Raw genomic sequence first — 15324 nt, 5'->3', positions numbered from 1 at the left:
CAAAAAACTCGACTTATCACAGAAGCTTGGTCAAAGCGCCGCAGTCTTGAAGTCTCTGAACGATACGGGTTGGCCTTTGCCAGTATTGCAGTCAGTTTGCGCGACAGAGCCAAGCCAGAAAGCGCATCATGACTACCCAAATCCGAACCGATGCCCGATCGAATTTGGCCGGCAGTCTTTGGATGATTGCCGCGATGGCGGGCTTTGCACTGGAAGACTCGCTGCTGAAGGCGGCCTTTGCCTCTTTGCCAATTTGGCAGGTTTTAGTACTGTTTGGTGCTGGCGGAGCCGTTGTTTTCGCGGGCGTGGCGCAGGTACGCAGGGTTCGTCTGTTTCAACCCGATGTGCTGTCACGCCCGATGAAGGTAAGGGGGGTGTTCGAAGTACTTGGCCGGTTGTTCTATTTTCTGGCCATCGCCCTGACACCCTTGTCCTCGGCTACCGTCATCTTGCAAGCCACGCCTCTTGTCGTGGTCGCGGGGGCGGCGCTGTTTTTTGGCGAAACCGTTCGCTGGCGACAGTGGAGCGCCATTATCGTCGGCATGATCGGTGTCATCCTTTTTTTGCAACCAACTGGTAACAGTTTTTCCGCCCTGTCGATTCTGGCAGTGCTGGGCATGCTGGGCTTTGCCGGACGCGATCTGGCCAGTCGCGCGGCCCCGACCAACTTGGGGGCTGAAGTTCTTGGATTTTATGGCTTTCTTAGCATCATCGTTGCAGGTCTTGTCTATCGATTATGGGAAGTTGCGCCAATTGCACCGCTTAGCTTGCACACATGCCAGCATCTGAGCGGCGCGGTTCTGATGGGGGTAATAGCCTATACCGCACTGATGAAAGCGATGCGCACGGGCGAGGTTTCGGTCGTCACCCCGTTCCGCTACACGCGTTTGCTGTTCGGTATTGTTTTGGGCGTGATAATGTTCGGCGAAAGCCTGGATCGAAACATGTGGATCGGAAGCGCGCTGATCGTGACCTCGGGGCTTTATATACTGTGGCGCGGGCGGCGGGCCTAACCCTTGTCGTGGAAGAAATCATACACCTTTTGCGCCAACCCGGCTGATATCCCTTCGACCGCTTTAAGGTCTGCCAAATTTGCCCGGCTGACAGCCTTGGCACTGCCGAAATGAGTCAGAAGTGCCCGCTTGCGGGCCATACCCACACCGGGAATTTCGTCCAACGGGGTCGCGCCGACGGCTTTGGCCCGTTTGGCACGGTGGGTGCCGATAGCAAACCGGTGTGCTTCATCACGCAAGCGCTGGATGAAATACAGCACCGGGTCATTGCGTTTCAGCGCAAAAGGGCGCTGGCCAATGCGGTGGAACTCCTCTTTGCCGTGGTCGCGGTCTATTCCCTTTGCGACACCTACTATCGGAATATCCTCGACCCCGTGTTGGGACATTATCTCGTGCACAGCACCGACCTGTCCAGAACCACCGTCGATCAGAAGCAAATCCGGCCACAACCCTTTGTCCCGGTCCGGGTCTTCTTTCAGCAACCGGGAAAAGCGGCGGCCTAGAACTTCTTTCATCATTCCAAAATCGTCGCCCGGTGTCAGGTCGTCGCCACGGATATTGAATTTGCGATAGGCGTTTTTCATGAACCCATCCGGCCCGGCCACAATCATGCCGCCGACCGCGCTTGTGCCTTGAATATGTGAGTTGTCATAGACTTCGATCCGGTTCGGCGGCCCGTCCAGTTCAAACGCCTCGGCAATGCCGCGCAACAGCTTGGCTTGCGTAGCACTTTCGGACATGCGGCGGGCAAGAGACTCGCGCGCATTTCTTAGTGCACCGGTCACCAACTCATGCTTCTCGCCACGTTGGGGGACCAGGATTTCGACCTTGCGTCTAACTTTTCCCGTCAAGGCCTCCTGCATCAAGTCAGCGTTTTCAATTTCGTCGGACAGGATCAATTGCCGGGGCGGTTCCTTGTTGTCGTAAAACTGGCCAAGGAAAGCCTCCATCACTTCGGCAGGCGAAACGTCCGGCCCAACACGCGGATAAAAGTCCTTGTTGCCCCAGTTCTGGTTGGCGCGGATAAAGAATACCTGAACACAAGCCTGCCCGCTTTCCATGTAGAGTCCGATGACATCCGCTTCGGTGACACCGCGAGGATTGATACCCTGACTCGTCTGCACCTGCGTCAGTGCCCGTATGCGGTCGCGCAAGCTGGCGGCGCGCTCAAATTCCATCGCCTCCGATGCTGCCATCATCTGTGCTGCCAAATCCTCTTGCACCTTGGTCGACCGACCGGACAAAAACCTTTCGGCATCCTTGACGCTTTCACGGTAGTCCGCTTCGGAGATCAGTCCAACACATGGTCCTGAACAACGTTTGATTTGGTAAAGCAGACAAGGTCGCGTACGGCTATCAAACATCGAATCCGAACAGTTGCGCAGAAGAAAGGCCTTTTGCAGCTGGTTCAGCGTGCGGTTCACGGCTCCCGCACTGGCAAAGGGACCAAAATAGGCGCCCTTTTCCTTCTTCGCGCCACGGTGTTTCTTGATCTGGGAAAAGGGGTGATCCTTGGCCACCAGAATATTGGGAAAGCTTTTGTCGTCGCGCAGCAGCACATTGTATTTGGGCTTAAGTTGCTTGATCAGGTTCTGTTCTAGCAGCAACGCTTCGGTTTCAGTCTTGGTAGTCAGAAACATCATCGAAGCGGTGGCCGCTATCATTCGCTCGATCCGCCCTGAATGACCCGGCCTGGTATAGTTCGAAACCCGTGCCCGCAAGTTCCGCGCCTTGCCGACATAAAGCACCCGACTATCAGCATCGAGCATCCGATATACACCGGGTGAACTGTCCAGAGTTTTCATATATCCCTGAATACAGGCATAGCCTGTCTGTGGGATTGCAGGAATATCGTCGCCGTGGTGCGTCATTGCCTTGAACTATGATTCTCTGGCCATGGCTGCAATCTTGGAGCACCGATTTCAAGAGAAAACAAATCCACGATTTCTGTGGATAAGTGTGCCGATAACTTTTGGGGCATCGGGATTTTTCCTTGTTTACAGGTGCCTTCCTTGAGTTGCACAAAAAATAGGCATTATCATAACTGCTTGATTCTTCGATATATTTTTTTGATGGCCTGACAAGTATATGAAACAAAAGACATTTTTGTAACGTATCGGTAACGCTTTTGAGAGCGGTGCAAAACTTGCAGCGTATACTCGTTATTCGGGTCCCAGAACATCCGGTGTACGCCATCCCAAATGCTGTCCGCCGTCGACGCAAAGTAACTGCCCGGTGACTGCCGGGGCGTCCAGAAAATATCCCAACGCGGCGGTAATGTCAGACGGGTGCGCGCCCCGTTCCAAGATCGTATTCGCTCTTTGGGCAGAAAAATGTGCGTCGCTTTGCCGATGTCCCTGCAACGTGGGTCCGGGACCAATAGCATTCACACGGATGGCTGGCGTCAATGCTTGAGCCGCCGTGCGCGTCAAAGCCCAAAGCCCCATTTTGGCCAATGAGTAAGTCATGAACTCGGGCGTTGGTTTCCTTACCCGCATGTCGACCATGTTGACAATTAGACCCGACGCAACGGGTTCACCAAACTCATCCATCCTGTGGGCCAACCCTTGCCTCGCCATCGCCTGCGTCAGAACAAACGGCGCGCGCAGATTGCTGTCCATGTGACGATCCCAACTCTGCCGAGTCGCGGTATGAATGTTGTCGTATTCAAAGATAGATGCGTTATTGACAAGACAGGTGATCGGCCCTCCCAGTGCTTCTGCTGCACGAGGCAACAAGGCCACTGTCTGTACCTCATCCAAAAGATCCGCCTGCAAGCTTATTGCTGTGCGCCCTTTGGCCGATATCGCCCGCACGGTGTCCTCCGCTTGCTCTTGCGAGCGCGCATAGTGGACGACGACATCGAAACCGCGATCAGCAAGGTACAGGGCCATGGCACGACCCAAACGCAGTCCGGCGCCGGTCACGAGAGCTCGGGTCATGCAAATCTCCCTGTTTCTGAGACCTCAGGTCAGTACGGCAACCACATAAATCCCGTAGAGCCCCGTCAGCGCAAGCCCCCAAAAACGGGTGATGTTCTGCTGGAGAAACACAAAGGGGATCAACAAAAGCGATGCCCCCAGCATGACCCACAGGTCGAATTCCAGAAACTCCGGATCGACTTCGATGTTTCCAAACAGAGTGGCAATCCCGACAATGGCCAACAGGTTGAACATGTTCGAACCAATCACGTTGCCAAGTGCTACGTCGGCCTGACGCCTGAGGGCTGCCATGACAGTCGTCGCCAGTTCAGGCAAAGAAGTGCCAACAGCAATCAAAGTCAGGCCGATCACGGTTTCGCTGACACCGTAGGTTCGGGCGATGATGGCGGCATTGTCCACCAACAGATGCGCCCCCATCGGCAAACCAATCAATCCAAGGATCAAGTAAACAGCGACGCGCCAATACGGCATGTCCGGATCAGCTTCTTCCAGCGTTTCAAGACCTTCCTCGTCCGCACAAGCGCCGTTGCAAGCCTTGCGGTGCGCATGCGCCTGCCGAAAGGCGTTCATCAGGATCAAGAACAATCCCACCAACAGGATGGCCCCACTAGCCAGCGTGAACGTACCGCAGAATGCCAGCGCAATGAACAGTACGGACGCGATCAGCATGAACACATAGTTCCGCCGCGTATTGCACTCGCTAGTGTGAAGGGTGGCAAGCATAGCGGGTATGCCCAGAACCAGCAGGATATTGGCTGTATTCGAACCGACGACGTTGCCTAGTGCAATACCCGGTGCATTTTCCTGCACCGCCTTGATCGCAATCAGGAGTTCCGGCGCAGAAGTCCCGAACGCGACGATGGTCAGGCTCACGATCAACGCGGGAACTCCAAGGCGCAAACTGAGATTTACCGCCCCCCGAACCAGCGCATCGCCAGCCAGCAACAGAATCAACAGGCCCAGCGCTGATAATACCCATGCGGTCATGTCCGCCCCCCTTTTTCGCAGGCACAGGGACCCTTGCCGATCCGAAAACGTCCACAGCGCTTGCACCGCGCTGACGCCAACCGCTTTTGCCCGGGAAACCTGAGTTTTCCGAACATCGCCAGAACGGCCATGCCAATGAGAAAAAGGGTGACAGCCTTGATGATCACGTCAAAGCCCGAAACGCGCGTAGGCTGCGCGTTCCTCTACGCCAGCGATAGCATCCTGCGCCACCTGTGCCCCAAACCGCGTCCAGATCGGGCGGCGCACGCCATAGCGTCGAAACTTGACCTTCTGGCCAAATCGTTCCTGCATCTTGGGCTTCAGATGACCAACTCCGTCGATCAGGCCAAGTTCGGTTGCTCGCTTGGCCAACCAGACCTCACCGGTGAACAAGTCCTCGCCCCGGTTTAATTTGTCTCCGCGGCGATTTCGAACATGAGCGATGAAATTAGCATGAATGTCTTCGAGAAGGACATTGAGTCGTTCGACATCATCCTCTTTTTCCGGCGCGAAAGGATCCAGCATCGATTTGGACTTTCCTGCGGTGTGCACGCGACGTTCAATCCCCTGTCGCGCCAGAAATACATGCGCTCCGAACCCGGCGGAAATCACGCCGATGGACCCCAGAACCGAGCTGTCATCAGCCCAGATTTCATCCGCCGCGACAGCGAGCCAATAACCGCCCGAGGCTGCCACATCCTCGACAAAGGCGAAAACCGGGATTTTCAGTTCTTCACTCAAACGCCGGATGCGGGCGCCGATCAGTGAGCTTTGCACCGGCGAACCACCCGGCGAGTTGATCTCCAGTGCCACCGCAACGGGTTTACCCTTGCGAAATGCCTTCTCCAGCACTGGTGTCAGCGCATTGTCATTCAGCGACGCACGCCCGACCATCCCGATGGCACCGGACAAACGGACCACGGCCACAACTGGCGGTTTTTTTAGAAACGGCAGGCGAAAGTTCATGGATGCCGATGTAGAGTGCGGCCAAGCCGTAAACAAGACGCCCCACGTGACAGAAGCGAAACGTGAACCAAATTCAAACAATCGGAGGGCAAAAATGCAACGCCCCCGTGCGATTTCAGCTACGAAGACGCCAACCTGTTTTGAAGATCCACCAGATGATTCCAAGGCAAATTACGGTAAACACGACTATGGCCAGCAGGCTGAACCCGATGGGTACATCGGCCAATCCATAGAACGACCACCGAAATCCCGAGATCAGATAAACCACCGGGTTGAAGAGTGTAATCGTCTGCCAGACCGGAGGAAGCATAGAAATGGAATAAAACGTGCCGCCAAGAAAAATCAACGGCGTCACCACCAATTGCGGGATAAGAGACATCTGTTCGAAGTTACTTGCCCAGATGCCAACGATAAACCCGAGCAGCGCAAAGCTGAGGCACGACAAAATCAGGAACGCAGCCATGGCCAAGGGATGCTCTACCCGGATATCGACAAAGAAGGTCGATGTGACCAGAATCACCAGCCCGACAAACAACGCCTTTGTCGCGGCCGCTCCGACATAGCCGATAACGATTTCCAAGAAGTTCACGGGCGCGGACAGCAATTCATAAATCGTTCCAAGGAATTTGGGAAAGTAGATGCCAAACGACGCGTTCGAAATCGACAACATGACAACGGATAGCATGATCAGACCGGGAACAATGAACGCGCCATAAGAGACGCCTTCGACTTCCTGAATGCGACTGCCGATAGCTGTTCCAAAAACCACAAAATAGAGCGATGTGGAAATCACCGGCGACAAAAAGCTTTGCGCCAGCGTGCGAAAGAAACGTGCCATCTCGAAGCGGTAGATCGCAGCGATTGCGGCCCAGTTCATTGCATGTCCCCCGACACCAGATTGACAAAGATTTCTTCCAGGCTGGATTGTCGTGTCTGCACATCTCTCAGAACAAGTCCCGCCTCTGCAACGTCGTTCAGCAACGTAGTGATACCGGTCCGCTCGGCATGGGTATCATACGTATAGACCAGCGCTTCGCCATTCCCGCTTAGTGACAGTTTGTGATGGCAAAGACTTTCGGGAACCGCAGTGATCGGCTCAGTCAGCATCACCTCAATCTGCTTTTGGCCCATCTGCGCCATAAGGGTGCTCTTGTCCTGCACCAACAGCAACTCGCCTTTGTTGATGACGCCTACCCTGTCGGCGATTGCCTCGGCCTCTTCGATATAATGTGTGGTCAGGATGATGGTGACGCCGCTCTGCTTCAGTTCAGCTACGATATCCCACATGTCCTTGCGCAGTTCCACATCCACGCCTGCGGTAGGTTCGTCCAGAAAAAGGACACGCGGCTCATGCGCCAGCGCCTTGGCAATAAGCACCCTTCGTTTCATGCCGCCGGACAGTTCCTTGATAGCGTTCTTGCGCTTGTCCCAAAGCGAGAGTTTGCGCAGGATACCCTCGATCTTTGCATCATCCATCCGATGCCCGAACAGCCCGCGCGAGAACCGGACCGTGTTCCAGACCTTTTCGAACGGTTCAAGCGCAATCTCTTGCGGCACCAGGCCAATCATTCGACGGGCCGATCGAAAATCGTTCTGAATGTCATAACCACCAACAGTCACAGTTCCCGACGATGGGGTAGTGATGCCGCAAATCGTGGAAATCAATGTGGTTTTGCCAGCGCCATTTGGCCCGAGCAAGGCAAGAATCTCACCTTCCTCGATGTCGAGCGTGACGCCTTTCAACGCCTCAAAACCGTCAGCATAAGACTTGCGCAGGTTCTTGATGGACAAAATGGTCGACATGCCTGTTCCCCGTTCTGCCGGAGACCCTATCGCGCGCCGGGCTGACAGAACAGGCCATTTGCGCACAGAAGCTTGCGCGATTGCGCAAATTCAGGACGAACCTTTCAGCTTACCAAGCCAGCCTTTCTTTTTGGCAGGCTCGTCTAACTCTTCCACCAGTTCAGCCGGGCCTTCGAGATGTGCCTGAAGGTTCTCGAAAAACTGATCCGCCATTTTCTTGGCAAACCCGTCGATCAGTCGGCTTCCCAACTGTGCAAGTTTTCCGCCAACCTTTGCATCGACATCATAGGACAACACAGTGCCACCACCATCGGCCGGAGCCAATGTCACCGCCGCCTCGCCCTTTGCGAAACCGGCAGCGCCTCCCTTTCCTTCCCCGGCGATGGTAAGACGCTCGTTTTTCAACATGCCGGACATGGTCACGGTGCCTTTGAAGGTTGCCTTGACCGGACCAACCTTTTGAACAACGGTCGCTTCATAACCGTCCTCCGGGTTTCCGGTGACCTCTTGCGCGCCAGACACGCATTCTTTGAGAACGTCAGGGTCCAGTAACGCTGCATAAACTTCCGCAGGAGCCGCCTGGATCTCCCGAGTATCACTCATGTGCATGCCTGCACCTCCTCTGCCGTCGTGCGTATCCGGTCAAAACCTTGCGCCAGAAGGCAGACCTGCGCAACAGGTACAACTCCGATATTGAGATTGGGAACTCCAAAGTCCTTATGATAGCGGTGTTTCTGCTTGGCAAAACATCAAGTCGTTCGCTGGGAGAGCCTACCGTGTCACATGTACAACAAAACCGGTCAGCCGCCGGTATCGCCTTTATCATTTGTGGCATGTTTGCGATTTCTGTCAACGACATGCTGATCAAGCAGTTTTCTGGCAATTATCCCTTGCATGAGATAGTGTTCCTGAGGTCGTCGATCGGCATGGTTCTATCGCTAGCGCTGGTATATTTCGAAGGTGGCGTCGGAATTTTGCGAACACGCCATCCATTTTTGCATACCGTGCGATGTCTTTTGGTCGTGATATCAAACATGACTTTCTTTGTTGCACTCGCCGCAGCACCGCTTGCCGATGCGACAGCGCTATTCTTTGCTGCGCCGCTGTTCATTACCGTCCTTTCTATCCCGGTCCTTGGCGAGAAAGTCGGTCCGTTGCGGATCGGCGCAGTCGTCGTCGGATTTGTTGGCGTCGTCGTCATGCAACGGCCTTGGCACGGTAGCGACACGATGGATGCAAATCGGCTTGTATTGATGCTGCCGGTTCTTTCAGCGCTTGCCTATGCATTGAACCAACTCATGACACGAAAACTCGGCGCAACGACGTCGGCCTCGGCGCTGGCAACCTATATCCAAGGCATGTTCATCCTCGTCTCCGTTGGCTTCTATCTGGTTGCAGGTGATGGGCGCTTCGTAGCGGGGACAGACAACCCCAGTCTAAGTTTTCTTTTGCGTGCCTGGGTATGGCCTGCGAACGAAGATTGGGTTTTTGTGATTTGGCTTGGCTTGAACTCGGGAATCGTTGCCTATTGCCTGGCCCAAGCCTATCGGGTTGCCGACGCAGCAACTGTCGCCCCATTTGAATATGTCGGCCTGCCGATGGCCGTATTCTGGGGCTGGTTAATCTGGGGGCAATTGCCGGGAACAGTGGTTTGGCTGGGCATGTCGATGATCATAGGGGCCGGGCTGTTCGTCTTTTTGCGCGAACGCCAAAAAGCGAAAGAAATTGCGCGCACTGAAATCAAAGCCCGATATTGATCTGTGGTCATTCACCGGCCATTCGCGAACGCTCGAAATGCCTGAAGGCGATATCGGTCGTGGCGATGTGCTGAGAAAAATCCTGAACCCGCCTTGGTATTTCCCTATAGAATGCAGCCAGTCCGGGTTCTACCTTTGAGGCCAGTTGCGCGCAGTCAGACGCCAACGCGGCCATGTCCCGAGTTTGTCCGGCATCTTGCAGTTTTTCCATCATCTTGGAATGGGCCTCTGCCAGCCTTGCGAAGCTCTGTGACGTCAAAACTTCCTGATCGCCAACAACAACAAAAATCGATTCTGGTTCGGATTTTCCCCTGAGGTGAACAGCCCCTGCTTCCAACATGGCAAGCTTGCCTTTAGTCGCTTCGTAAACCGGCTTCGACACAACAATGTCATAGTTGACGTATCGGCAAGCGACCTCGAGACGCGAGGCAACATTTACCACGTCGCCAATGGCCGTGTAGTTGAACCTTTTTCGCGATCCGATATTGCCGACACAAGCGCTGCCAGTGGCGCAGCCAGTTGCCAGCGCCAAAGAGGCCTGCCCGTCCATCTTTTGGGAGGCGTTGAATTCGGCCATTGCCCGCCGCATCGCCAATGCGGCACACACCGCCCGCGCCGGGTGGTCCTCAACCGGCAACGGTGCATTCCAGAACGCCATGATGGCATCACCGATGAACTTGTCGATCGTGCCCTTTTCCGCAAGAATTTGTTCTCCCAGTTTGGAAAACAACGCGTTCAGCAGGGTCACGAGTTCGGACGCGGGTAGTATTTCAGACAACGGGGTGAAACCGCGAATGTCCGAGAACATGACGGTTATGTCCTGCGTTTCACCGCCAAGTTTCAAGGCCTGACCGCTCGCTTCCATTTCGTCCAGAATCTCTGGAGCGACATAGTGGGAAAACGTCTGCCTGATCGCGCGCTTGTCGCGCTCGGTCACGATGTACTGATACCCAGCCAGCAATCCGAAATTCGCCATTCCACCAATTAGTGGAAATGTCACATCAAATAAGATGGAGTTGGCGTGAAAGGCAAACCAGCTCACCCCGACAACCGATGTCGCCGCAATCCCACCCGAGACGAACGATGGGACCGCGCCTGAGCCGGACATGACGCTGGTCACTATCAATCCCAATGCGATGAACGCGATCAATTCCAAGGCGGCCGTAACATCGCTGCGGCGCAGAACCTCTCCGAGAAGGATTTGCTCGATGATCTGGGCATGGATCGATACGCCTGGAACCGACTCTCCCAGAGCGGTTTCGCGGATATCCAGCAGGCCCGCAGCTGATGTACCCACCAATATGATCCGACCTTGGATTTCTTTCTGAAAAGCGGAATCCAGACCCGTCTTGAGGACATCCTTTGCTGAAAGGTAAAGTCCGGGATCATCGCGTCTGTATCGCACCCATATCTCACCGTTTTCCGTTGTCGGCACCTGAAAGCCACCGAAGTCCAGCGAAAGCATGACACCGGGTTCATCCTGGGAACCCTCGACAAAGATATTAGCTACGCCGGTGGCAACACGCAGAACTTCGACATTCAGACTGGGCAAGGCCCCGGTGGGCCCCATCCACAAAAGGGGAACCGTGCGGACCACACCAAGCCCACCGAGCGGCGAGACGTTTACACCGCCAATCCCTAGCGCTGTTTCTCCCAAAGGCGTTGCCAGAGGTGTCCAACTGGATACACGAGGCAACCTTGACGTCGGGCGCTCACCAATCTCGACGATGCCGGTCTTCGGCGCTACTTCGAAACCGTCACTTTGCAGTCTGGCCGCTACACCAAGAACTACCGGCCATTCTGCAATGGTATTTGCAAACCGGATATCGTTGTCTAAGAGGGTTGCCGCAATATCATCCCGCAACAGTTCCTTGAAAGCCGGGTCCCCCGATAATCGCGCGGGGGAATACCTGTCCGGTTCGGCAAACAGCATATCAAACGCAATGGCCGCCGCCCCATATTCTCCAAGCCTTTGGACAAGCTCGGCCAGCTTCGTGCGCGGCCAGGGCCAATGACCGATTTCAGACAATGAGGCTTCGTCGATATCGACGACACGGACCGGCAGTTCAGGATTGAAGTCTCGGGGGGACAACCGCTGCAGATAATCGAAATAGATCATCCGTGCGGCCTGAACCGGATAAGGATCCGATATCCGCAGCAGGCACCCCAAAAGGATCAGCAACAGCCCAATACCCCGAAACGTCCAATTGCGCTGCTTGCTTGCGGTCAGCCAGGCCATGTCACTCAGCTTTCGATCCCGGGCCCATCAACCTCTTCCTCCTTTCTCGCCCGATGACCCGTTTCCACCGCCATTGCTTCCGGCACCGACCTCGCCACGACCGGCAGAGCTTCCGCGCCCGGCGCTTTGTCCCGGCGATCCACCAACCCCAACGCCTTTGCCATTTCCTGAACCGGCGGAAGAAGCACTTCCTTTACCTCCGCCCGGCGCCGACCCTGAATTACCTTGCCCCGCACTTTGACCGGGACCATCGCCGGTTGCTCCTGTATCTGGGCCATTTCCGCCGCGATTGGCGGCACCCTGCCCATTCCCGGCGCCAGTACCATGCTGACCGTCACTCACCGCGTTCCCTTGGCCACGACTGTTGCCCCCGGCTACACCGCTCTGCCCCGGGAAGCCCAGAATGCCTGGTGGCTGAGGCTGAGGCGGCGAAGGCGGTTCGGTCGTCGGAGGGGATGGAGGAGGATCAGAAGGTGGGGTTGCTGTATCGACCACGGGTGGATCTGGCGTAACCGGCGTTTTAGGTACGGGTACAGCGCGAATTGGGATGATGCCCGCCCCAGTTGGCACAACAGCAAAGCTTCCACAACCGCCGACATCTGCCCGAAAGGCAGGATCCAGTTGGCTTTGGGACAGGATGAACGGAAATCCGTTGTTCAACGCACGAACAGCCTGTTGGTTATCGATCGGACGACCGACACCGCCCCCCGGCGTTGTGGCAACCATCGAGCATTGCCCTCGCACGAACGAGCATCTGTTGCGTATGCCGCACATCCGGACGGTGCCTTCGAGGATCACCATCGTGCTTTGTTGTTCACCCAGAACCCAAACATCAAAAATTGTTCCGCGGACACCCATGGTCGCGGTCGGCGTCGTGATCGAATAGGCCGACTTCCGGCTGTTTCCGGATATGAAACGGAAACTACCCCCCAGCGCCTTGACCGCAAAATTCCTGGCGGCCTGATCGCCACGCATCATCGAAACATCCAATACCATGCGTGTATTGGGGCCTATTGCAATCTTGGTTTCGTCGCTGAACAGGATCTGAACGACCCCGCTACCATCCGTTGTAATGACGTCGCCGTTTTCGACGACCATTCCGGCACGCATCACACGATCATCCCCGCCAGATGTCACACTGGCCCCCTGGCGGACGTCTATCACTTTGCCGATTGCAGCAAACACCCGACTGGCCGGGAATAAGACAAGCAGAAAGAGGACAAAAGCTCCAGCAAGACGCAAACAGGTCAACCCACACCCCCTCCATGAGGTACACAACACCCACCCAAAGCTTGGGTGAGGCAGACCCTTGCCGGGCCTGGAGGCGCCTGTATTGGCTCTATAATGCCACTAAATTGACACAACTATGCCGCATAGTCGGAGAGTTTTGCAAGAGTTCGCCTACGTATGCGTTTGTCCATTGCGCACCACGACAGTCACATTTGATTGTCGATATTGAAGCTTGACCGGCGGAAAACCGTGCCAATAATCATCCGTGATCTTTCATCAACCGCTGTTTTTGGCGAGACCAATCGCGTTTCGCCTCGGTTTCACGCTTGTCGTGCAACTTTTTGCCCTTGGCTATTCCAATCTTAATCTTCGCCAGTCCCTTGTGGTTGAAATAGAGCACCAGCGGAACCAAGGTCATTCCCTTGCGTTGGGTAGCGTTCCACAGATCCGACATCTGTTTTCGTGATACCAACAACTTGCGTCGACGGCGTTCTTCGTGCTTGAACACTTTGGCCTGTTCATAGGGCGGGATATAGGAGTTGACCAACCATAATTCACCGTTTTCCACCGCTGCGTAGCTGTCGGCGATGTTCGATCCACCCGCGCGCAGGGCCTTGACCTCGGACCCATCAAGAACAACGCCGCACTCGATATCGTCCTCGATAGCATAATCGAAGCGCGCGCGCCGGTTCTCGGCGATCACCTTGTAATTCGGGTCTGATTTCGGTTTGGCCATAACGCTGTGATTTAGGGGCCTTGCAACACCCATGCAAGCGGTTTGATCGCAAAAGTTGCGAAGGTACGCCATTTGAAAAATCAACAATGGATTGAAAATTACCCAAGCAGAAAAGCCCGCCTAACGGCGAGCTTTGAACTCGATTTCAATGCTCTTACACCGACATGCAAATATACTTCATTTCAAGATAGTCCTCGATCCCATGGTGGCTGCCTTCGCGACCGAGACCAGACTGTTTGACGCCGCCGAATGGCGCGACCTCTGTTGAGATGATGCCGGTATTGACGCCCACGATTCCGTATTCCAGCGCCTCTGCAACCTTGTAAACCCGGCGAAGATCCTTGGCATAGAAATAGGCGGCCAGCCCGAAAATCGTGTCATTGGCCATCGCTATCACATCATCCACGTCATCAAACTTGAAGAGGGGGGCAAGTGGGCCGAAAGTTTCTTCCTGTGCGACTTTCATGTTCTGTGTCACACCTGTCACAATCGTTGGCTGAAAGAATGTACCCCCCAAATCGTGGGGCAGCCCACCAGTCAGAACCGCGCCGCCATGCGAGGTAACATCCTTGATATGCTCGCGCACCTTTTCAACGGCATCAGCATTGATCAATGGCCCGGTCGTTGTGCCTTCGGCCAAACCATCGCCAACCTTGAGGGCCTCAACTGCCGCCTTCAGCCTGGCTGCGAATGCGTCATATACACCGGCTTGGACATAGATCCTGTTGGCACAAACACAAGTCTGGCCGTTATTGCGGAACTTGCACATCATTGCGCCTTCGACGGCTGCATCCAGATCGGCGTCGTCAAACACGATGAATGGCGCGTTCCCACCCAACTCCATAGAGCATTTCATCACCTGATCGGCTGCCTGACGCAGCAGTATACGGCCAACTTCGGTCGAACCGGTAAAGGTCAGCTTGCGAATGCCCGGGTTTTCGCAGAATTCCTTGCCGATCTCGCTGGCGCGTGAGGACGGAACCACGCTAAACACGCCTGCTGGAATACCAGCCTGCTCTGCCAGCACAGCAAGAACCAACGCAGACAACGGCGTTTCTGCGGCAGGGCGCGCGACGAACGCGCAGCCAGCGGCCAGCGCCGGACCCGCTTTGCGGGTAATCATCGCGTTGGGGAAGTTCCACGGAGTGATCGACGCTGCAACACCAATCGGCTGTTTCAGCACCATGATCCGCTTGTCCCGCTGATGCCCCGGTATGGTCTCACCATAGATGCGTTTGGCCTCTTCGCCAAAGAATTCGATGAAGGACGCGCCATATCCGATCTCGCCAATCGCTTCGGCCAGCGGCTTTCCCTGCTCGGCGGTCAGGATTTTACCCAAGTCCTCGGCATTTTCCATCATCAGGTCATACCAGCGACGCAGGATCGCAGCGCGTTCCTTGCCAGTGTATTTCGCCCACTCTTTCTGTGCCGCCTCTGCTTGCGCAATCGCTCCCGCAACCTGTGCCCGGCTGACATCCGCCACCTCGGCCACCACATCGCCGCGTGCAGGATTGGTCACGGCAAACGTCCCGTTTTCGCCATCAACCCATTGACCTCCGATAAAGGCTTTGGTTGCCAGCAGTTCCGGTTTCTTCAGGAGCGATTTGAGATCGGTCGTCGTATCCAGCATGGGTCAGCCTCCGGCTAGAGA

13 protein-coding genes are annotated in these 15324 nt (G+C 55.4%); 2 read left to right on the top strand and 11 right to left on the bottom strand.

Translation table 11 applies throughout. From position 1 onward, the window contains the following. Nucleotides 1-128 precede the first annotated feature (128 nt). Nucleotides 129-1013, top strand: coding sequence for a DMT family transporter (locus tag AC2FMY_RS11040; protein ID WP_480748647.1), 885 nt, complete (start codon nt 129-131; stop codon nt 1011-1013). Here AC2FMY_RS11040 and uvrC read toward each other — a convergent pair. The 7 genes from uvrC to AC2FMY_RS11005 all read right to left on the bottom strand — a co-directional run bounded on the left by uvrC (nt 1010) and on the right by AC2FMY_RS11005 (nt 8320). Continuing rightward, entirely contained in the window at nt 1010-2884 is a 1875-nt protein-coding gene (gene uvrC / locus AC2FMY_RS11035) for an excinuclease ABC subunit UvrC (protein ID WP_496747397.1), read from the bottom strand. The two genes, AC2FMY_RS11040 and uvrC, sit on opposite strands and share 4 nt — an antisense overlap. A 291-nt stretch (nt 2885-3175) precedes the next feature. Then, a complete protein-coding gene (locus AC2FMY_RS11030) occupies nt 3176-3955 on the bottom strand; it encodes an SDR family oxidoreductase (protein WP_496747396.1) in 780 nt (259 codons plus the stop codon). A gap of 24 nt (nt 3956-3979) precedes the next feature. Then, a complete protein-coding gene (locus AC2FMY_RS11025) occupies nt 3980-4942 on the bottom strand; it encodes a calcium/sodium antiporter (protein WP_480748644.1) in 963 nt (320 codons plus the stop codon). 168 nt (nt 4943-5110) lie between these two features. After that, nucleotides 5111-5908 carry a S49 family peptidase gene (locus AC2FMY_RS11020; protein ID WP_496747394.1) on the bottom strand — a complete coding sequence of 266 codons (798 nt, stop codon included), beginning with the start codon at nt 5906-5908 and terminating at the stop codon, nt 5111-5113. A gap of 115 nt (nt 5909-6023) precedes the next feature. After that, a complete protein-coding gene (locus AC2FMY_RS11015) occupies nt 6024-6785 on the bottom strand; it encodes an ABC transporter permease (RefSeq protein WP_496807383.1) in 762 nt (253 codons plus the stop codon). Next, nucleotides 6782-7711 carry an ABC transporter ATP-binding protein gene (locus tag AC2FMY_RS11010; RefSeq protein WP_496807382.1) on the bottom strand — a complete coding sequence of 310 codons (930 nt, stop codon included), beginning with the start codon at nt 7709-7711 and terminating at the stop codon, nt 6782-6784. The genes AC2FMY_RS11015 and AC2FMY_RS11010 overlap by 4 nt, the downstream gene beginning before the upstream one ends. A 90-nt stretch (nt 7712-7801) precedes the next feature. Continuing rightward, nucleotides 7802-8320 carry an SRPBCC family protein gene (locus tag AC2FMY_RS11005; protein WP_496807381.1) on the bottom strand — a complete coding sequence of 173 codons (519 nt, stop codon included), beginning with the start codon at nt 8318-8320 and terminating at the stop codon, nt 7802-7804. A 167-nt stretch (nt 8321-8487) separates the two neighbouring features. On the opposite strand from AC2FMY_RS11005, the gene AC2FMY_RS11000 reads away from it, so the two are divergent. After that, nucleotides 8488-9468 (top strand): DMT family transporter, encoded by a 981-nt coding sequence (locus AC2FMY_RS11000; RefSeq protein WP_496807380.1) that lies wholly within the window; start codon nt 8488-8490, stop codon nt 9466-9468. A gap of 7 nt (nt 9469-9475) precedes the next feature. Here the strand turns inward: AC2FMY_RS11000 and AC2FMY_RS10995 are convergent, their stop codons facing one another. From AC2FMY_RS10995 to AC2FMY_RS10980, 4 genes are all read right to left on the bottom strand, one after another. Next, entirely contained in the window at nt 9476-11707 is a 2232-nt protein-coding gene (locus AC2FMY_RS10995; RefSeq protein WP_496807379.1) for a CHASE2 domain-containing protein, read from the bottom strand. Between the two features lie 27 nt (nt 11708-11734). Beyond that, nucleotides 11735-12871, bottom strand: coding sequence for a FecR family protein (locus AC2FMY_RS10990; RefSeq protein ID WP_496807378.1), 1137 nt, complete (start codon nt 12869-12871; stop codon nt 11735-11737). Between the two features lie 325 nt (nt 12872-13196). After that, nucleotides 13197-13673 carry an SsrA-binding protein SmpB gene (gene smpB, locus AC2FMY_RS10985; protein WP_496747383.1) on the bottom strand — a complete coding sequence of 159 codons (477 nt, stop codon included), beginning with the start codon at nt 13671-13673 and terminating at the stop codon, nt 13197-13199. A 154-nt stretch (nt 13674-13827) separates the two neighbouring features. After that, complete coding sequence (locus AC2FMY_RS10980) at nt 13828-15303, bottom strand: NAD-dependent succinate-semialdehyde dehydrogenase (protein ID WP_496747381.1); 1476 nt, start codon at nt 15301-15303, stop codon at nt 13828-13830. Nucleotides 15304-15324 lie beyond the last annotated feature (21 nt).

This window comes from Ruegeria sp. YKSE079 (genome assembly GCF_059612845.1).
The sequence above is the reverse complement of the archived record's forward strand: the minus strand, read 5'-3'. Positions and strand labels throughout refer to the sequence as shown.